Origin of the sequence: Agrobacterium sp. SORGH_AS 787 (genome assembly GCF_030819035.1) — a bacterium.
Lineage (GTDB): Bacteria > Pseudomonadota > Alphaproteobacteria > Rhizobiales > Rhizobiaceae > Agrobacterium > Agrobacterium larrymoorei_B.
On record NZ_JAUTBG010000002.1, the window covers coordinates 40,834 to 58,614 of the forward strand.

Genomic DNA, 17,781 nt, shown 5'->3' on the forward strand with positions numbered 1-17,781 from the left:
TTGGCCCTACCGCAAATTCAGGGCAGTGATATTCTTTGAGTCCTAGATGGACTGGAGGAGCTATCGTCATGATTACTTCGAACAGCATGCCCATTTCTACGGTTAACGGCAAACAGCCACGCATCATCCCCACCTCAGAACTGATCGACCGGCTGGCAGCCGAGATGCGCGAGACGGGAGATCGCGAACTGCCGCTGTCGTTCTATGTCGAGCAGGTGAAGCGCAAGCTAGCCAATGAAAATGCCGCCAATGATGACCAGGCGGAGGAACAGACTGGCCCGGCGGCGGCCTCTTCATCCGTCTTCGCCTGCTGGGCGCTGCCCGAACAGGGTTGAAGCCGCCACATCGGTCGTGACGCGCCTCGCCGAACGCGAGGCGCGATTTAATACGGAACATAACCCTCCCGCGCCCGTTCGAACGGAATGGCTGGCTGCGAACGCAGCCTGAGCCAGCAATCCATATAGGGAGGCTGTTATGAGACTTTTCGAATGTGGAACATTGGTGCCCGGTTGCGCGTGGCACACACGCGCCGATGAAGACGCCGAGGTCGTGCGCCGCAGCGTCGAGCATATGCGCCAGGCCCATGGCGAAACCGTCATTCGCGAAAACATGGTCGAGAACATCAAGGCCCGTATTCGGGACGAAAACAACGTCGAAGCCTGAGCTTTAACATGAAGCATGTCGGGCAAAACTGCGCAGCGGTTTTGCGATAACGACATACGGTCAAATCAAAAGCTTAAGCGTAGGAGCGCATCTGAAAGATCGCGAAACGCTTTGGATCGTCACCCCGGACGTGATCCGGGGTGATATATATTATGAGCTCTGCTGCAGTTTGCTCGTAAGACGCGAAAGCAGTGCCTCGCGATCAAGTGCGAAATTCCCCTCTACCCAGGCCGCCTCCAACTCACCCAGAACCTCGCCCACCTGCGGACCGGCGGGAAGACCGGCTGCCAGCACATCCGCGCCGCTCAAGGGAAAAGCAGGCTTGTTGAACTTCTCGGCCCGCGCCAGAAGCGTGGAGAACCGTGCGATCTTCTGCATCGACGCGTCTCCGGCCGACACATCCGCCCGCGCCGAGGCAAGGGAGAGTCTCAGCCGCATCTTTATCCCCTCGACGCCCTGCCGATAAAGAAGACGATCAAGCGCGGTCTCCGCGAGAGCCGGATCTATTGCCGGGGCCTTCGCCCACTGATCGAGACGCGCCGCCTCGTTCTTGGACATGCGCAACCGGCTCGCAAGGGCGGCAACCCGCTCTGCATCCGGTGGAATGATGGACGCAAGCCGCCGCATCGGGTCCGGCTTCCAGCCCAGCGCCTGCTCGGCCGCGACCAGACCGTGGATCGCGTCGATACCCCATTTTTCCGTTTCCGGCAGGATTTGCGCCAAGACACCCGCCTGTCGCATCCAGAGCAGCGCCCGCGACGGGTCGTCGGCGGAAAGCAGCTTTTTCATTTCGCTCCAGACCCGTTCGGCAGACAGCGTCGAGAGCTTGTCCTTGGCGCGCGCACTTGCACGCAGGCCATCCGCATCCGGGCGACCGGAACCATAATAGGCAAAGAAGCGGAAGAAGCGCAGGATGCGCAGATGATCTTCGGCAATTCGCGTTGCCGCATCGCCGATGAAGCGAACGGTCTTCGTTTCAATATCGGCAAGTCCACCGATCAGGTCGATGACCTCGCCGGAGGCATCGGCATAAAGCGCATTGATCGTCAGGTCACGGCGTTCGGCGTCTTCTTTCCAGTCCGTACCGAAAGCGACCTCGGCGTGGCGTCCATCGGTCGTGACATCGCGACGAAGCGTCGTCACTTCATAACCCTCGCCATCGACGACCAGCGTTACCGTACCATGGTCGATCCCTGTCGGCACCGCCTTGATACCGGCATCCTTCGCCCTCTCCACCACATCCTGCGGCGGCAAAGTCGTCGCCATGTCGATATCGCCGACCGGCATTCCCATCAGCGCGTTGCGCACAGCACCACCCACCACGCGCACCTCGCCGCCATCGGCGTTCAAAAGCGAAAAAATTCGCTGAAGGCCGGGTTTGGAAAACCAGCTCTGCCCGGCAATGCCGCTCATGAATAAAACCTCTCGTAAATGCTGCGCACAATGCCCGCCGTAATGCCCCAAATGTAACGTTCGCCATAGGGCATTTCGTAGAAAAACCGCTCTCTCCCCTGAAACATCCGGCTGCCCCGGCTATGGTTGGCAGGGTTCATCAGGAAGGATAGCGGCACTTCGAACACCTCATCCACCTCCGCCGGGTTCGGCGTCAGCGTGAAACCACGCCTGACCACGGCCAAAACCGGCTTGATGCGAAACCCCGTGCCGGAAATATAATCCGGCATGCGTCCAACCGTCTCGATGAACCGGTGCGACATGCCGATTTCCTCTTCCGTCTCGCGCAACGCCGCCTCTTCCGGCGAGCGATCCTGCGCATCGATCCCGCCACCGGGAAAGGAAATCTGGCCGGAATGATTGCGCAACGTCTTGGTCCGCTGGGTAAATATCACCCGCGCTTCGTCGCCATCATCGATGACCGGAACCAGCACCGCTGCATCCTTCAGCCGAATACCATCGCCGGAAAGTCGTACACTCGGATTGAGGATATGATCGCCAATGTCTTGCGACGCGCGATCCTCGCGCTCGGCAACGCCCGCGCCATCTTCCAAGAACCCGCCGCCGAAAGTCGGCAGCGGAAAATGCCAGCATGTCAGTTCTCATTGGGCCAGCGCTTCCAGCTGGTCGGCAGGCATGATCGGAAACACCGCGCCGCCGGAGCGCACGGAGAACATGGCGCTGCCATCAATCTCGATCACCTCGCCGAGTTCCACCAGATCATACATCACCGCCCGAGACACCAGCGCCTCCAACCTGCCGCGGACAAGGAGATACGGTTTTAGCTCGTCATTCTCGCCGCCAGTGGTGAAGCGAAGGGGGTGCTCGAGCCCGGCTTCCACCACATCACCAACATTTGTTCGGAAGGTCAGAAGCGGCCACCCGTCCTTTTCGCTGACACTCATTTCGACGGCGATGAAAGGTGCGTCGGCGACCCGAATACCAACCCTTTCCACAGGGGTCACAAGATAGGTCTTGCCATCCTCGTCCTTGCGCAAAACCGTTGAAAACAAACGCACAAGCGGGGCTCTACCGATCGGTGTGCCCATATAGAACCATGTGCCGTCGGCGCGGATTTCCATGTCGAGATCGCCACAGAAAGGCGGGTTCCATTTCTCCACGGGAGCGGGTCCGCGGGGCTTGTCACCCGTCTGCTCGCTGGCGCGGGAAATCAATGCCGCAAGCCCTGCCGCATCCGTTGCCGCATTAATCCTGTCATCTGCCATATTCGAGCCCTGCTTTGCCAATTATGCAATAAAGGAACATGGGTAACGAGATAGTCATTTAAAGGATGCTTGTCAGCGGTTAGCGTGGCAATAAGCTATAGGCAGCGCCAAATCCCTCCTGTATTCCAATAGGAAGGTTGAAGGTCAGAGTTTGTCAGGGATAAGTGGAAACCGGTTATCCCGAAGAGACAAACGGCAACAAAAAATCGAGAATCTGTCTGGTTTAAAATGAACCAGACAGATTCTAGGCACCGCTGCGGCGGGGTTTTGAGGAGAGCCATATGGGCGTGATGAACACCACCGAACCCCTCGACGAAAAGGCGATCGTCGCTGCTGCCGAAAAGGCGCTGGCCGATATTGCCGCCATTCGCGGCGAAGTCTCCAAGGTCATCTTCGGTCAGGAAAAAGTGGTGCAGAACACGCTTTTCGCCATTCTCTCGGGCGGCCACGCGCTTCTGGTCGGCGTGCCGGGTCTGGCGAAAACCAAACTGGTCACCACGCTTGGCACGGTGCTGGGGCTCGATGCAAACCGCATCCAGTTCACCCCGGACCTGATGCCCTCGGATATTCTCGGCTCTGAGGTCATGGACCAGGATGAAAGCGGCCGGCGCTCCTTCCGCTTCATCAAGGGCCCGATCTTCGGCCAGTTGCTGATGGCGGATGAAATCAACCGCGCCAGCCCGCGCACCCAGTCCGCCCTTCTGCAGTCCATGCAGGAATATCACATCACGGTGGCAGGTCAGCGCTACGATCTGCCCAAACCCTTCCACGTTCTGGCAACCCAGAACCCGCTGGAGCAGGAAGGCACCTATCCCCTGCCGGAAGCCCAGCTTGACCGCTTCCTGTTGCAGGTGGATGTGGATTATCCGGAACTTGCCGCCGAACGCCAAATCCTGCTCGACACCACGGGGACGGCATCGGCAGAAGCACGCCGCATGATCGAGGCCGAGCGGTTGATCGAAATCCAGGGTTTGATCCGCCAGATGCCGGTCAGCGACAAGGTGGTGGACGCGATCCTTTCGCTCGTCCGTTCCGCTCGCCCAGGCCACGGCAACAAGCTGACAGACAAGAACGTCGCATGGGGTCCAGGCCCGCGTGCTGGACAATCTCTGATGCTGACGGCGCGTGCGCGTGCGCTTTACGAAGGCCGTCTCGCGCCCTCGCTCGATGACATCTATGCGCTGGCGGAACCCGTGCTGGAACACCGCATGGCGCTGACCTTTGCAGCCCGCGCCGAGGGCATGTCGGTGCGCGATGTGATTGCCGGGCTCGTAGAACAGGCCAAGAGCTAAGCCGTTGCCCAAGCAAAAACGGTCTTAAAAAAACACAGGAGCGCATGTGGCATCCATCGGCCAGATCGTAGAGCAGACATCGGGCAGCGACGTGCTGGCCCGCGCGCGCCAGCGCGCCGCTCTGGTGCCGGATTGCATGGTGGAAGCCAGGCGCATCGCCAACACCGTGACAGCCGGCTGGCACGGCCGCCGCAAGCGCGGCATCGGCGAGAACTTCTGGCAGTTCCGCCCCTATGCCGATGGCGAAAGCCTGTCGCGCATCGACTGGCGGCGCTCCGCCCGCGACGATCATACCTATGTGCGCGATCGCGAATGGGAAGCCGCCCACACCATCTGGCTCTGGGCCGATCTCTCGCCCTCCATGATGTATAAGTCGACGCTCGGAACCGTCTCCAAGGAAAGCCGTGCGCTGGTCCTGATGCTGGCGCTGGCGGAGATTCTCGCCCGCTCCGGTGAGCGTATTGGCTGCCCCGGCATCATGGAGCCGGTCTCTGCCCGCAACGCCGCCGAGCGGCTGGCAAATGCCATCATGCATGCGCCCGCCACGACCGGCCTGCCCGATACCAGCATGATCCGCGGTGCCAGCGACATCGTGCTGATCGGCGACTTCCTCGATGATGCGACAACCATCATGGAGCGGCTCTCGCCGCTGGCGCGCCGTGGTCTTGGCGGTCACGTGGTGGAAATTGCCGATCCGGCGGAAGAGGTCTTCCCCTATAGCGGGCGCACGGAATTTTCCGATCCCGAAACCGGCGAAAAGCTGACGTCCGGGCGGGCCGAAACCATTCGCGAAGATTACACCCGCGCCTATTTCGCCCGCCGCGAAGCACTCTCCTCCTCGCTGCGCAGGCTCGGCTGGAACTTCATCTTCCACCGCACCGATCATCTGGCCTCCGAAGCGCTGGTCGCCATGCACATGTATCTCTCCGGCTCTCCCGCCGGCGGGCGAAACGGAGATCGCCCATGAGCGCGCTCCCCTTCGTCTTCACCAGCCCCTACATTCTCTTTGGCCTTCTGGCGCTTCCCGCCATCTGGTGGCTCTTGCGCCTCACACCACCGCGCCCGAAGGCGGAAGTCTTTCCGCCGCTGCGGATTCTCGCAACGGTTCTGAAGCGCGAGGAAACGCCATCGAAAAGCCCCTGGTGGCTGACGCTACTCCGCATGCTGCTCGCCGCCGCCGTCATTCTGGCGCTTGCCGATCCGGTCATCAATCCGCGCAACAATACGCTGGCCGGAAGCGGCCCGCTGGTGCTGATCGTCGACAATGGCTGGGCCTCCGCTCCGGATTGGGAGCGCCGCGTCCGAACCGCAGAAGCCTTGATCGGCGATGCGGAACGCGCCGAGCGCCCTGTGTCTCTGACCTTTACCGCAGATCGCGAGCATGATGCCGAACCCGGTACGACGGCCGCCGCACTGGAAAAACTCGCGGCCGCCAAGCCACAACCGCTGGTGCCGGACCGCGTGCGCGCTGCCGAATCCGTCATCGAGGCGATGAACGGCACCGCTCCCGGCACCCTCGCCTATATCACCGATGGCGTCGCTACGCCGGAAGACCGCGCGGCCCTGAGCAGCCTTGCCAGCCTTCAGGCCTCCGAGTTCCGCGTCATTGAAGGCGATGGCCACCAGGTTGCCGCCATTACCGGCGCGGAAAACGGTGCCGACACCATGAATGTTTCGCTGTCGCGCTTGAACACCAACGGACCGGCCAACTACACCATCAATGCGCAGGATGCCCAGGGCCGCATTCTCGCAAGCGACAGCGCAAGCTTCGCCCCGGGTGCTGCCGAAACCACCGCCAAGCTCAATGCGCCGTTCGAACTGCGCAACGATTTCGCCCGTCTCTCCATAGACCGGCTGTCCACGGCAGGTGCGGTTCACCTGCTGGATGACGGCTTCCGCCGCCGCCGCGTGGCGCTTCTCGCCGGCGAAACCGGCAATGATTTCCAGCCGCTGCTCCAGCCGCTCTATTACATCAGCCGCGCCCTTCAGCCCTATGTCGATCTGGTGCCACAGCAGCAGCCCGATTTGGCTCTCGCCATTCCGGAACTGCTGCAGACCAACCCGTCGGTCATCGTCATGGCCGATATCGGCCGCTTGCCGCAGGAAACCTACGCGCCGCTGGAACGCTGGCTCTCGCGGGGCGGCACACTGATCCGCTTTGCCGGTCCGCGCCTTGCCGCCGCACCCGCTGAAGATCCTCTGGTGCCGGTGACCTTGCGTCAGGGCGAACGTGCGCTCGGCGGAGCCTTGTCCTGGGCCGAGCCGCAGCCGCTCGCCGACTTCCCCAATTTCGGCCCCTTTGCCGGCATGCCGCGTGCAGAGGGCGTCCACATCAAGCGTCAGGTTTTGGCCGAACCGACGCCCGATCTTGCCGAACGCACCTGGGCAAGCCTTGCCGATGGCACCCCGCTGGTAACGACACGCACGGTGGATGCCGGTCGCATCGTGCTCTTCCATGTCAGTGCCGAAGCAAGCTGGTCGGATCTGCCGATCTCCGGCCACTTCGTCGAGATGCTGCGCCGGATCGTTCAGCAGTCGCAGGTTGGCGGCTCGTCAGCATCTGCGAACGCGCCCGCTGCAGCCCTGCCGCCCTATCGCGTTTTGACCGCTACCGGCTCGCTGTCGCCGGATGTTGGCTCCGCCCGCCCGCTGGAGGCGCGTCCCGGCCAGGCACCGCGCGCCAGCTTCGACAACCCGCCCGGCCTCTACGGCACGGAAACCGGCTTCGTCGCCTTGAACCTGCTGCCACCTGGAGCGACGCTTCGCCCTCTCGATACCTCGCTTGCCGGGACCGCCATAGCAACTGAAGGTCTCGTCGGGGAAGCGGCGACGTCGCTGCGCCCTGCCCTCTTCATCGCGGCCCTTCTCATGCTCTTTGCCGATAGCCTGATCATCCTCTTCATGAACGGCGCATTTTCCAGGATGCCGCGCGCCCGCTCCTCCGCAGCCGCAATCCTGATTGCAGCCTTCGCCGCCTTCGCCCTGTTGGCGCCAAATCCGGTGCACGCCAACGACGCCAAGCCGGGCGATGAAGAAATCCTCAACCGCCTCGACACCACCCATCTTGCCTATGTGAGAACCGGCGAGGACGATGTGGACCGGGTTTCGCAGCAGGGTTTGCAGGGATTGACCGAATTCATGACCTGGCGCACGACGCTCGAACCGGGCGCGCCGGTCGGGCTCGATATCTCCAAGGATGAACTCTCCTTCTATCCGATCATCTATTGGCCGATCTCCGCCACAGCACCCATGCCGTCGACGGCGGCCATTTCCCGCATCGATGCCTATATGCGCGCCGGAGGCACGGTGCTCTTCGATACGCGTGACCAGTTCTCGTCGCTGAACAGCGGCACCAGCGCCAACGGCCAGCGGCTTCAGGAAATCCTTGCCAATGTCGATATTCCACCGCTGGAGCCCGTGCCGCAGGATCACGTGCTCACGCGCTCCTTCTATCTGCTGAAGAATTTCCCCGGTCGCTACACCGGCAGTCCGCTTTGGGTCGAATCGCGCCAGGATGCGGCGAAAACCACCTCCGGCATTTCGTCCTCGGGCGATGGCGTTTCCCCGATCATCATCACCGGCAACGACTTTGCCGGTGCCTGGGCGGTAGATGACAATGGTGCGCCGGTGCTACCGACCGTGCCAGCCGACGAGATGCAGCGCGAATATGCCTACCGCGCCGGCGTCAACATCATGATGTATATGCTGACCGGAAACTATAAGGCCGATCAGGTGCATGTGCCCGACATTCTCCAGAGATTGGGGCAGTAACGCATGACGCTCTCCTTCGCCCCCTTCCTTCCCTGGACCGTCATCGCCATTCTGGCCGCAGCCGCGCTCGTTCTGGCAATCGCAGGTCTGCTGCGCGGCGTGCGCGGCGCGTGGCTGCGTGGGCTGGCGCTTGCAGCACTTCTCCTTGCCATTGCCAATCCGCTGCTGACCAATGAGGAGCGCGAGCCGCTCTCCACCATCGTGCCGGTCATCGTCGACCGTTCGCAGAGCCAGGACGTGCAGCAGCGCACCGCGCAGACCGATCAGGCACTGGCCAGTCTCAAGGAGCGCCTTGCCCGCTTCCCCCGCATCGAGCCGCGGATTGTGGAAGTTCGCAATGACGAGAACAGCGACTCGCCCGCCACGAACCTCTTCGCTGCGCTTTCGGCCTCCGTCTCGGATGTCTCGCCCTCGCGCATCGGTGGTGCGATCTTCCTCAGCGACGGCCAGATCCACGACATCCCAAACGCGACGCCAGATGTCGAACAGACGCTCGGCTTCAAGGCTCCGATCCATGGCCTGATCACCGGTCGCGCCGACGAGTTCGACCGCCGCATCGAAGTCGTGCGCGCCCCGCGCTTCGGCATCGTCAATGAGGAGCAGCAGCTCACATTGCGGGTCTTCGACGAAGGCCGCACCCAAAGCGGCACGGCCAATGTTACTATCAAGATGAATGGCGAGGAGATCGGCAATCTGCAAGCCGTTCCGGGGCGTCCCATTCCCTTCAACTTCAAGGTTCCCCGCGGCGGCAACAATGTGATGGAGTTCTCCGTCGCGGAGCTGCCGGGCGAAGTCACCACCGCCAACAATCGCGCCGTCCATGTCATCGAAGGCATCCGCCAGAACCTGCGCGTGCTTCTTGTTTCCGGCGAGCCGCATGCGGGCGAGCGCGCATGGCGCAACCTGTTGAAGTCCGACACCTCCGTCGATCTCGTGCATTTCACCATTCTGCGTCCGCCGGAAAAGCAGGACGGCACGCCAATCAACGAGTTGTCGCTGATCGCTTTCCCGACACGCGAACTCTTCGTCGAGAAGATCAACGATTTCGATCTGATCATCTTCGACCGCTACCAGCATCGCGGCGTGCTGCCGATCCTCTATTACGATTACATCGCTCAATATGTTCAAAAGGGTGGCGCGCTGCTGATTGCCGCAGGCCCTGAACATGCCGGGCAGGATTCGATTGCAATGACGCCGCTGGAATCGGTTCTGCCGGCCCAGCCGACCGGTCAGGTCAATCAGGGCGCTTTCTTCCCCCGCCTTTCCGAGGCCGGGAAGAAACACCCGGTCACACGCGGCCTGGAAGGCTCCGGCGACGAACCGCCGCATTGGGGCCGCTGGTTCCGCACGGTCGGCGTGGAACAGCCCCAGGGCCAGACCGTCATGCTCGGCGCCGGTCAGGATCCGCTTTTGGTGCTGAACCGCCAGGGCGAAGGCCGCGTTGCCATGCTGCTTTCCGACCAGGGCTGGCTCTGGGCACGCGGCTTTGAAGGCGGCGGCCCGCATGTGGCGCTCTATCGCCGCATCGCCCACTGGCTGATGAAGGAGCCGGAGCTTGAGGAAGAGGCGCTGACGGCGCGCGCCAATGGCCGCATGCTCGAGATCACCCGCCAGACCATCGGCGACAATCCCGGCGAGGCGACCGTCAAATTCCCCTCGGGCAAAACCGAGACGATGAGCTTCACCCAAACGGAACCCGGTCTCTACAAGATCGAACGCCGTATGAACGAGACGGGTCTCTACGAAGTCTCCAATGGCGACTTCACCACTCTGGTCCATGTCGGCGCAGTCGATGCGCCGGAATTCAAGGCAATGATCTCCACCACCGATACGCTGAAGCCTTTGGCTGAAGCGACACGTGGCAGCGTTCACCGCGTGGTCGATGACGCCAATCGTGTGGTCCTGCCGGATATTCTCCCCGTTCGTGGCGAAGTCCGCGTTGCAGATAACGACCGCATGCTGATCCGCATGACGGATGAAACCGTGCTGAAGGGCGTCAACACCCTGCCGCTCTTCGCAGGCTTCGCCGGTCTCGCCGCGCTGCTGCTGGCCTTCTCTGCTCTGTGGTGGCGTGAAGGCAGGTAACATGCAGTGTCAGATCGAACTCAGCGACGGCGCAGACGACAGCGCCAAAGCCGCCATTCTCGCAGGCTTGAAAGACTATAATCTCCATCGCTTCGGCCCCGCCGATTGGAAAGACCTTGTCATCGCTTTGAAGGATGAAAACGGCCGAGTGATCGGCGGCCTTGCCGGTCACACCGCCCGCGGCTGGCTCTACACCGCCCTCCTCTTCATTCCCGAAGCTTTACGCGGACAAGGTCTCGGCCCGAAGCTTCTTCAAATGGCAGAAGACGAAGCCCGCAAGCGCGGCTGCACTGGCGCCCATATCGATACGATGAGCGCTGACGCGCTCACACTCTACCAAAGGTGCGGCTACGAAATATTCGGACAGATCGCGGAGTTCGGCCCGGATTACTCCATGACCTATTTAAAGAAATCGCTGGTCTGAAGCCTGAGCAGGTCAATCCACCCAGCCTTGTCGATGAGATCGATTCAAGACAGGCTGACCTGCCGTGTTTCCGCATTGATCATCGTCGCGGCAATTGCTGCCAACACCAGCAGGCCTGCGAAGATCCCGACCGCAAATCCGAATCCCTGTGCAATGGCATAGCCCAGCACGGATGGCGCCAGCAATCCGCCGAGCCGTGCCATGGCACCGGCTGCACCCATGCCGGTGGCGCGCGATTCCGTCGGATAAAGCTCCGGCGTATAAGCATAAAGCGCGCCCCAGGTGCCGAGCAGCGCAAAGCTCATCAGCAGCAGGGAGGCGGCGATGATCGTACCGGTCGTCGCGAGCGTGAAGAGCAGGCATCCAAGTGCCGAGAGCAGGCAGAAGCCAATCAGAGTCGGCTTGCGACCCCATTTTTCCACACCATAGGCTGCCAGCGCATAGCCGGGGATCTGGGCGAGTGCGACCAGAACCAGGAAGCCATAGCCACGCACGAAACCGAAGCCATCTCCCGCAAGCCGCGCCGGCATCCAGGTGAACACGCCATAATAGGAAACGGAGACCAGAAACCAGATAGCAAGGATCATGATGCTGCGTTGGCGCAGTGCCGGCGAAAACAGACCTTGGCCTTTCGACGCTTCAGACTGCGCAATGCCGGTTCGCTCATCCAGCGCTGCCCGGCCATTGGTCTTCAGTATGGAATTGACAACGACCTTTGCCTCTTCCGAACGGCCCGTCTTCAACAGATAAAGCGGTGATTCCGGCACGAGGAAACGCAGGCCGATGCCGATCAGAGCCGGGAACGCGGTGACGGCAAAGATATAACGCCATGCATCTTCGACACCCGACAGGCTGGCAATCCAGGCGGCAATCGCCACGACCAGCGTTCCGACGGCCCAGAAGCCTTCCAGCAGAACAAGCCAGCGTCCACGGTTCTTTGCGGGCAGAAATTCCGCCATCATCGCATAATCGACAGGCAGCGTGCCGCCGACGGCAGCACCCGTCAGGAAACGAAGAACCAGAAGAATGGTGAAGTCCGGTGCGAAGATCGACAGGATACCGAAGACGGCATCGCAGGCGACCGTGACGATCAAGACCCGGCGGCGGCCATAACGGTCCGCCATGCGCCCGAAGCCGATGGCACCGAGCAACATGCCAAGGAAAAAGGCAGTCCCGGTCTGCAACGCTTGCGGCACTGTCAAGCCGAACGTCGCGGCAATCGACGCGGCGGTGAAGCCCACCGCCAGAACCTGCATCGCATCCGCCGCCCAGACCAGACCGAAAACACCCATGAGCCGGCGCTGATAAGCACCGGCGCCTGCGCGATCCAGCGCATCATTCATCGTGATTGACGTCATCATCGCCCCCTTTGCGACCAGAGTCGTTCCTTGGGGTAAAGTGCTAAGTTCCCGAGACTGTGACTGTCAAGGCACCCGAGAGGGCATTCTATCAACCTGCGGCGCGAAGAGGCAGATTAAACACAACCTCCTCTTGCTCCTCCTCCGCTCTCGCTTGGTCCTCGCGCCAGCAAATCGTGCCTTTCAACCGAGCATGAACATCATCCACCAAGGGCACGACGAGCACCCGGTTCATGTCGACAGGACCTGGAAAATCGAGCGCGCCATAGGCGACCTTCTCGAAACCGAGCGGCATGTAATAGGGCGGATCGCCAATCAGGATGACAGCCTCAGAGCCCTTGCGCTTGGCAGCCGCAATGGCGATCCGCACCAGTTCACGCCCGATGCCCCTGTTCTTATGCGATGGCCGGACCGCGAGAGGCCCGAGCATATGGCCGTTCACCTCGCCCGCCCGCACCGGCGTCATCCGTACCGATGCGATGGTCTCGCCATCATCGGCGCAAATGAAGGAGAGCGAGCGGTCATGCGGTCCCTGCTCGCGGATACGCGCGGCAGCGCGCGTGTGCCGGCCTGGGCCGAAAGCTTCTGCATTGATGAGTTCGATAACGGCGTCGTGGGACGCGTCCTCGGTGAGATAGACCAGTTCGTGCTTGGACATGGAAAGACCGGAACGTTGAATACGGACATGACGATATGTGACGGTGCGCCTGACATTGCCTGACAGGGCAAGAAGAGCGTCAGCGTCGTCGGAGCGTCCGTGGTTCGGTCATAGGGGAGAATTTCCTCAAGAATATGAAAATCGCAGATATCAGGAAATTCTTTAGGGGTCCAGAACAAAAGTCCGCGCCGCGGCATTCACGAAGGAAGAACGCATTGTTCATCGATGCGAGGGTTCGCTTTACCGTTCCCCCACCATAGGATGGGCGATGTAAAATTAAGGAGATGAAGATGGGCAGGCTGGTCGACGGCGTTTGGCAGGATGTGTGGTACGATACCAAGGAAACCAAGGGGCATTTCAAACGCAGCGCTTCGCAGTTCCGTAACTGGATCACCGCCGACGGCGAGCCCGGCCCGTCCGGTAAGGGCGGCTTCAAGGCTGAAAAGGATCGATATCACCTCTACGTCTCGCTTGCTTGCCCCTGGGCGCACCGCACCCTGATCGTCCGCAAGCTGAAGAAGCTCGATGACTATATTTCAGTCTCCGTCGTCGACCCGCTGATGCTGGAAAACGGATGGGAGTTCAAGCCTGAGGACGAACGCACGCCAGGCGCAACGGAGGATCATCTCTTCGGATCGTCTGCCCTCTGGCAGGTCTACACCAAGGCCGATCCGCATTATTCCGGCCGCGTCACGGTACCTGTTCTATGGGACAAGCAGCAGAACACCATCGTCTCCAATGAGTCGGCGGAAATCATCCGCATGTTCAACAGCGCCTTCGACGCGCTTACCGGATCGGAGCTCGATTTCTACCCAAAGCCACTGCGCGGTGAAATCGACACGCTCAACGACCTGATCTACGACACCGTCAACAATGGCGTCTACAAGGCAGGCTTCGCCACCACGCAGGAAGCCTATCAGGAAAGTGCCGTCAAGGTATTCGAGACGCTCGACATTCTCGAAGAGCGGCTTTCGAACCAGCGCTTTCTGCTAGGGCCTGAGCAGACCGAGGCCGACTGGCGGCTCTTCACCACGCTCGTGCGGTTCGATCCGGTCTATGTCGGCCACTTCAAATGCAACATCCGCCGTATTCACGATTATCCGAACCTTACCGGCTATTTGCGGGATCTGTTCCAGACGCCGGGCGTACCTGAGACGGTCGATATGCGCCACATCAAAGAGCATTATTACCGCAGCCACAAGACGATCAACCCCACCGGCATCGTTCCGGTCGGACCGGAATTGGAACTGGAAAAGGCCCATGATCGCGCTCGCCTGGCGGGAGGCTACCAGTAATCGTCAGGCAGAGCGTTTCCAGTGAGGTCCGCAAGACGACGGCGCGTGGCAGGTGTCGTCCCTTCGGGCAGCGCATCGAGAGGGAAAAACCCGCTCTCGGCAATCTCGCGATCCGGCACCTTCAATGCCACCTGTCTGACGTCAAGACGATAGAACAGCACATGGTCGCGATCGCTGGTGCGGTTGTTGAAATAGATATGGATGAGCTGCGGCACAGAGGTAGCGACGAGATTGCCCTCTTCGCGGATTTCCTTGTGCAGCGCCTGCAAGCCGGTTTCCTGTCGCTCCACACCGCCGCCCGGCATATGCCAGCCGGGGACATAGGTATGGCGCACGAGGAAGATGCGGCCCTGATCGTCGAAACAGGCCGCCCTCACACCAAGCGTCATGCCCCGCCGCAGGAAAAAGAACCCGTGAACAACCCTTTTGGCGATATTCCGAAAGAGCTGCCGGAACCCTTCACTCAGCTTGCGGTTCTCACCCAAAGTTCAACTCTCCGTCAATTGATCGGCTTTTGCCCGATTGAGGCGCTTATCCCTTTGAAATGCCGAGGTTTCGCATTGGACGCCTTCATACGGATACGATATGTCTGACCCCATGTTCAAGCTCGCCCATATTTCCGACGTTCACCTCGGCCCATTGCCAAAGCTCACCTTTCGCGAATTGGCGTCAAAGCGGATCACCGGCTTTGTGAACTGGCGGCTTAATCGCCGCAAGCATCTTTTCACCGATACGCTGGAGCGGTTGGTGGACGACATGGAAACCAAGGCGCCGGATCACATTGCAATCACCGGCGACCTCGTCAATCTGGCAACCGGCATCGAAATCCGCGCCGCCGCCGATTGGCTGGAAGAAGTAGGCGATCCGCTGAAAGTCTCCGTCGTCCCCGGCAACCACGACGCCTATGTGCCGGGCGCGCATGACAAAGCCATGGCGGCCTGGTACCCTTACGTGCGCGGCGATGGCGATGCGGAAGACTGGAACGAAGACCGCAAGATTTTCCCTTATATGCGCGTGCGCGGCCCCGTGGCGCTGATCGGTTGCTCAACTTCGATCGCCACCCCGCCCTTTTCCGCCACCGGCTACTTCGGTCGCCGCCAGGCGCGTGCGACTGCGGATCTCTTGAAGAAGGCCGGAGAGCAAGGCCTGTTCCGCGTGGTGATGATCCACCACCCGCCCGTGCGGGGTGCTGCCGCCACCCATAAACGCATGATCGGCATCCGCCGCTTTGCCGCGGCACTCGGCACCGGAGGCGCCGAACTCGTGCTCCACGGCCACACGCACCTCAATACCGTCTACTGGCTGAACACCCATCGCGGCCAGGATCATATCCCTGTCGTCGGTATCGCCTCGGCAAGCCAGGGACCGGGCGGCGAAAAACCCCGCGCCGGCTACAATCTCTTCAACATTTCAGGCGGACCCGGAACCTGGGACGTGACCTGCGAGCGCTTCAGCCTCAACGAAAAGGCAACCGGGATAGAGCTCGAGGACATCCGAGTCTTCTACCACAACGGCCGCCCCCTCGGCTTCAGCAATCCGGTGGAACAGGCACCGGAGGAGTAGATTCCTCCGGTCTTCCCTATCCTGCATTCAGACGAAGTCTGTTACTTCGCCCGCTCTTCCAGCACGCGGTTGGCCGCCGAAACAATCGCTTCCAACGAAGCCGCAACAATGTTGGTGTTGATACCCGCGCCGAAGAGCTTGCCGCCCGGGTGCTCCATTTCGACATAGGCGATGGCCGACGCGTTGGACCCATGTTGGAGCGAGTGCTCGGAATAGTCGTTTACCGAGAGCTCAATGCCGAGATAGGTCGACAGCGCATTGATGAAGCCGTCGATCGGACCGGTACCCTTACCCTCGATCCGCTTTACCTCGCCCTTGTCCATGATCTCGGCCGCAACGACGCGCACGCCCTTGAAATCGCCAGCCGGATAGGTGTGGTGATCGACGAATTTCAAACGGGCATTGGACTGCGTCACGTAGCGCTCCATGAAGCGCTCATAGATTCGCTTGGCAGGCAGTTCCACGCCTTCCTCATCGGTAATGCGCTGAATGTCCTCGCGGAACTCCACCTGCAGATTGCGCGGCAGGTTCAGCCCGTAATCTTCCTGCAGAATGTAGGCGATGCCGCCCTTGCCGGACTGCGAGTTGATACGAATGATCGCTTCGTAAGAACGGCCGACATCCTTCGGGTCGATCGGCAGATAGGGTACTTCCCAGACCGGGTGATTGGCAACCTTGATGGCCTTCATGCCCTTGTTGATCGCATCCTGATGCGAGCCGGAGAAGGCAGTGTAAACCAGTTCACCGACGTAAGGATGACGCTCGGGGATCGCCATTTCGTTTGAATATTCATAGACGGCCTTGATGCGCTCGATATCGGTGCAATCCAGTTCCGGGTCCACGCCCTGGGTATACATGTTCAGCGCCAGCGTCACCACATCCACATTGCCGGTGCGTTCGCCATTGCCAAACAGCGTGCCTTCGACACGGTCCGCACCCGCCATCAGGCCGAGTTCGGTCGCAGCGATGCCCGTGCCGCGGTCATTATGCGGATGCAGCGAGATGATGACGTTTTCGCGGTTGTCGATATTGCGGCACATCCATTCGATCTGGTCGGCATAGATGTTGGGCGTCGCCATTTCCACGGTGGAGGGCAGATTGAGGATCAGCTTGTTGTCTGCGGTTGGCTTCACCACGTCGATGACGGCGTTGCAGATGTCCAGCGCCACTTCCAGCTCCGTGCCGGTAAAGCTCTCCGGCGAATATTCGAAGCGATAACCGCCGCCGGCCTTTGCCGCCATGTCGGTGATCATCTTCGCCGCATCGACGGCGATCTGCTTGATGCCGTGCACATCCTTGCCGAAGACCACGCGGCGCTGCAATTCGCTGGTGGAGTTGTAGAAATGGATGATTGGGTTCTTAGCCCCCTCCAACGCCTCGAAGGTGCGGGTGATCAGTTCCGGGCGGCATTGCACCAGCACCTGCAGCGATACGTCATCCGGCACACTCCCCTCTTCCACGCACCAGCGGGCAAAGTCGAAATCCGTTTGCGAGGCGGAAGGAAAACCGATTTCGATTTCCTTGAAGCCCATATCCAACAGCAGCTTGAACATGCGCGCCTTGCGATCGTGACCCATCGGGTTGATCAGCGACTGGTTGCCGTCACGCAGATCCACCGAACACCAGATCGGCGCCTTGTCGATCGTCTTGCCCGGCCATGTGCGGTCTGGAATGTTGATAGTGGGATAGGGGCGATATTTCACGCCTGCTTCCGGCATACCCTTGGAAATGTTGTTTGTCTTCGCGTCCATCGTCTTGCTCCTTGAGCATCCAAGCGCTTCATAAGCCGCTATCGGATGCTGCGCCCTTGGTCGGGCCTAAATCCAGAATGAAATGAGATTTCGAGTTGAGGAGCATTGGCACCAGCGGGCTTTCGGCCGCCGGGCGCTCCTCACTGGACCCGGCAACCGCGTGTAAGGTCGAGGCTAAGAAGCGAGAGTGCACCGCACGGCGAAGCCTTCGCAGAAATCTGCGCGCTCATGCCGGAAAAGGTC

At 60.8% G+C, this 17,781-nt stretch carries 15 protein-coding genes and 1 pseudogene; 9 read left to right on the top strand and 7 right to left on the bottom strand.

Annotation, left to right across the window (positions count from 1 at the left end; all coding sequences use genetic code 11):
• The first annotated feature begins 68 nt into the window (after positions 1-68).
• Both QE435_RS09600 and QE435_RS09605 read left to right on the top strand, forming a co-directional pair.
• Positions 69-335, top strand: coding sequence for a hypothetical protein (locus tag QE435_RS09600; RefSeq protein WP_349041196.1), 267 nt, complete (start codon positions 69-71; stop codon positions 333-335).
• A 139-nt stretch (positions 336-474) separates the two neighbouring features.
• On the top strand, positions 475-663 hold the full coding sequence (locus QE435_RS09605; protein ID WP_306933746.1) for a DUF1059 domain-containing protein: 189 nt from the start codon (positions 475-477) through the stop codon (positions 661-663).
• Positions 664-813: 150 nt separating this feature from the next.
• On the opposite strand, the gene QE435_RS09610 is transcribed toward QE435_RS09605, so the two are convergent.
• The 3 genes and pseudogenes from QE435_RS09610 to QE435_RS09620 all read right to left on the bottom strand — a co-directional run bounded on the left by QE435_RS09610 (position 814) and on the right by QE435_RS09620 (position 3,341).
• Entirely contained in the window at positions 814-2,076 is a 1,263-nt protein-coding gene (locus QE435_RS09610) for a CCA tRNA nucleotidyltransferase (RefSeq protein ID WP_349041197.1), read from the bottom strand.
• Positions 2,073-2,721 (bottom strand): annotated as a pseudogene (locus tag QE435_RS09615) (CoA pyrophosphatase). Before QE435_RS09615 ends, QE435_RS09610 begins: the two are co-directional and overlap by 4 nt.
• Positions 2,718-3,341, bottom strand: a complete 624-nt coding sequence (locus tag QE435_RS09620; RefSeq protein WP_349041198.1) for a DUF1285 domain-containing protein — start codon at positions 3,339-3,341, stop codon at positions 2,718-2,720. Before QE435_RS09620 ends, QE435_RS09615 begins: the two are co-directional and overlap by 4 nt.
• A 281-nt stretch (positions 3,342-3,622) precedes the next feature.
• Between QE435_RS09620 and QE435_RS09625 the strand changes: the two genes are divergently transcribed.
• From QE435_RS09625 to QE435_RS09645, 5 genes are read left to right on the top strand one after another with little or no spacing between them, the layout of a single operon-like run.
• On the top strand, positions 3,623-4,633 hold the full coding sequence (locus QE435_RS09625; RefSeq protein WP_349041199.1) for a MoxR family ATPase: 1,011 nt from the start codon (positions 3,623-3,625) through the stop codon (positions 4,631-4,633).
• Between the two features lie 46 nt (positions 4,634-4,679).
• Positions 4,680-5,600 carry a DUF58 domain-containing protein gene (locus QE435_RS09630; RefSeq protein WP_306933755.1) on the top strand — a complete coding sequence of 307 codons (921 nt, stop codon included), beginning with the start codon at positions 4,680-4,682 and terminating at the stop codon, positions 5,598-5,600.
• Entirely contained in the window at positions 5,597-8,404 is a 2,808-nt protein-coding gene (locus QE435_RS09635) for a DUF4159 domain-containing protein (protein WP_349041200.1), read from the top strand. The genes QE435_RS09630 and QE435_RS09635 overlap by 4 nt, the downstream gene beginning before the upstream one ends.
• Positions 8,405-8,407: 3 nt before the next feature.
• Positions 8,408-10,489: a hypothetical protein gene (locus tag QE435_RS09640; RefSeq protein ID WP_349041201.1), complete on the top strand. Its 2,082-nt coding sequence runs from the start codon at positions 8,408-8,410 to the stop codon at positions 10,487-10,489.
• Between the two features lies 1 nt (position 10,490).
• A complete protein-coding gene (locus QE435_RS09645; RefSeq protein WP_349041202.1) occupies positions 10,491-10,913 on the top strand; it encodes a GNAT family N-acetyltransferase in 423 nt (140 codons plus the stop codon).
• A 44-nt stretch (positions 10,914-10,957) separates the two neighbouring features.
• Here QE435_RS09645 and QE435_RS09650 read toward each other — a convergent pair whose 3' ends face one another.
• Positions 10,958-12,271, bottom strand: coding sequence for an MFS transporter (locus QE435_RS09650; protein ID WP_349041203.1), 1,314 nt, complete (start codon positions 12,269-12,271; stop codon positions 10,958-10,960).
• Positions 12,272-12,362: 91 nt separating this feature from the next.
• The gene (locus tag QE435_RS09655; RefSeq protein WP_349041204.1) at positions 12,363-12,929 is read right to left on the bottom strand and encodes an N-acetyltransferase; all 567 of its coding nucleotides are present in this window, start codon (positions 12,927-12,929) and stop codon (positions 12,363-12,365) included.
• A gap of 290 nt (positions 12,930-13,219) precedes the next feature.
• Here QE435_RS09655 and QE435_RS09660 point away from each other — a divergent pair, with 290 nt between their 5' ends.
• Positions 13,220-14,224, top strand: coding sequence for a glutathione S-transferase family protein (locus tag QE435_RS09660; protein ID WP_349041205.1), 1,005 nt, complete (start codon positions 13,220-13,222; stop codon positions 14,222-14,224).
• On the opposite strand, the gene QE435_RS09665 is transcribed toward QE435_RS09660, so the two are convergent.
• Complete coding sequence (locus tag QE435_RS09665; RefSeq protein ID WP_349041206.1) at positions 14,215-14,613, bottom strand: NUDIX domain-containing protein; 399 nt, start codon at positions 14,611-14,613, stop codon at positions 14,215-14,217. The two genes, QE435_RS09660 and QE435_RS09665, sit on opposite strands and share 10 nt — an antisense overlap.
• Before the next feature lie 208 nt (positions 14,614-14,821).
• On the opposite strand from QE435_RS09665, the gene QE435_RS09670 reads away from it, so the two are divergent.
• A complete protein-coding gene (locus QE435_RS09670) occupies positions 14,822-15,787 on the top strand; it encodes a metallophosphoesterase (RefSeq protein WP_349042830.1) in 966 nt (321 codons plus the stop codon).
• Between the two features lie 41 nt (positions 15,788-15,828).
• Here QE435_RS09670 and leuA read toward each other — a convergent pair whose 3' ends face one another.
• Positions 15,829-17,538: a 2-isopropylmalate synthase gene (leuA, locus tag QE435_RS09675; RefSeq protein WP_309771479.1), complete on the bottom strand. Its 1,710-nt coding sequence runs from the start codon at positions 17,536-17,538 to the stop codon at positions 15,829-15,831.
• Positions 17,539-17,781: the final 243 nt, after the last annotated feature.

Coding starts and splice junctions, on each gene's coding strand:
- QE435_RS09605 (WP_306933746.1), top strand. CDS start 475: ATGAGACTTTTCGAATGTGGAACATTGGTGCCCGGTTGCGCGTGGCAC.
- QE435_RS09650 (WP_349041203.1), bottom strand. CDS start 12,271: ATGACGTCAATCACGATGAATGATGCGCTGGATCGCGCAGGCGCCGGT.
- QE435_RS09610 (WP_349041197.1), bottom strand. CDS start 2,076: ATGAGCGGCATTGCCGGGCAGAGCTGGTTTTCCAAACCCGGCCTTCAG.
- QE435_RS09620 (WP_349041198.1), bottom strand. CDS start 3,341: ATGGCAGATGACAGGATTAATGCGGCAACGGATGCGGCAGGGCTTGCG.
- QE435_RS09625 (WP_349041199.1), top strand. CDS start 3,623: ATGGGCGTGATGAACACCACCGAACCCCTCGACGAAAAGGCGATCGTC.
- QE435_RS09660 (WP_349041205.1), top strand. CDS start 13,220: ATGGGCAGGCTGGTCGACGGCGTTTGGCAGGATGTGTGGTACGATACC.
- QE435_RS09665 (WP_349041206.1), bottom strand. CDS start 14,613: ATGACGCTTGGTGTGAGGGCGGCCTGTTTCGACGATCAGGGCCGCATC.
- QE435_RS09640 (WP_349041201.1), top strand. CDS start 8,408: ATGACGCTCTCCTTCGCCCCCTTCCTTCCCTGGACCGTCATCGCCATT.
- QE435_RS09645 (WP_349041202.1), top strand. CDS start 10,491: ATGCAGTGTCAGATCGAACTCAGCGACGGCGCAGACGACAGCGCCAAA.
- QE435_RS09635 (WP_349041200.1), top strand. CDS start 5,597: ATGAGCGCGCTCCCCTTCGTCTTCACCAGCCCCTACATTCTCTTTGGC.
- QE435_RS09670 (WP_349042830.1), top strand. CDS start 14,822: ATGTTCAAGCTCGCCCATATTTCCGACGTTCACCTCGGCCCATTGCCA.
- leuA (WP_309771479.1), bottom strand. CDS start 17,538: ATGGACGCGAAGACAAACAACATTTCCAAGGGTATGCCGGAAGCAGGC.
- QE435_RS09655 (WP_349041204.1), bottom strand. CDS start 12,929: ATGTCCAAGCACGAACTGGTCTATCTCACCGAGGACGCGTCCCACGAC.
- QE435_RS09600 (WP_349041196.1), top strand. CDS start 69: ATGATTACTTCGAACAGCATGCCCATTTCTACGGTTAACGGCAAACAG.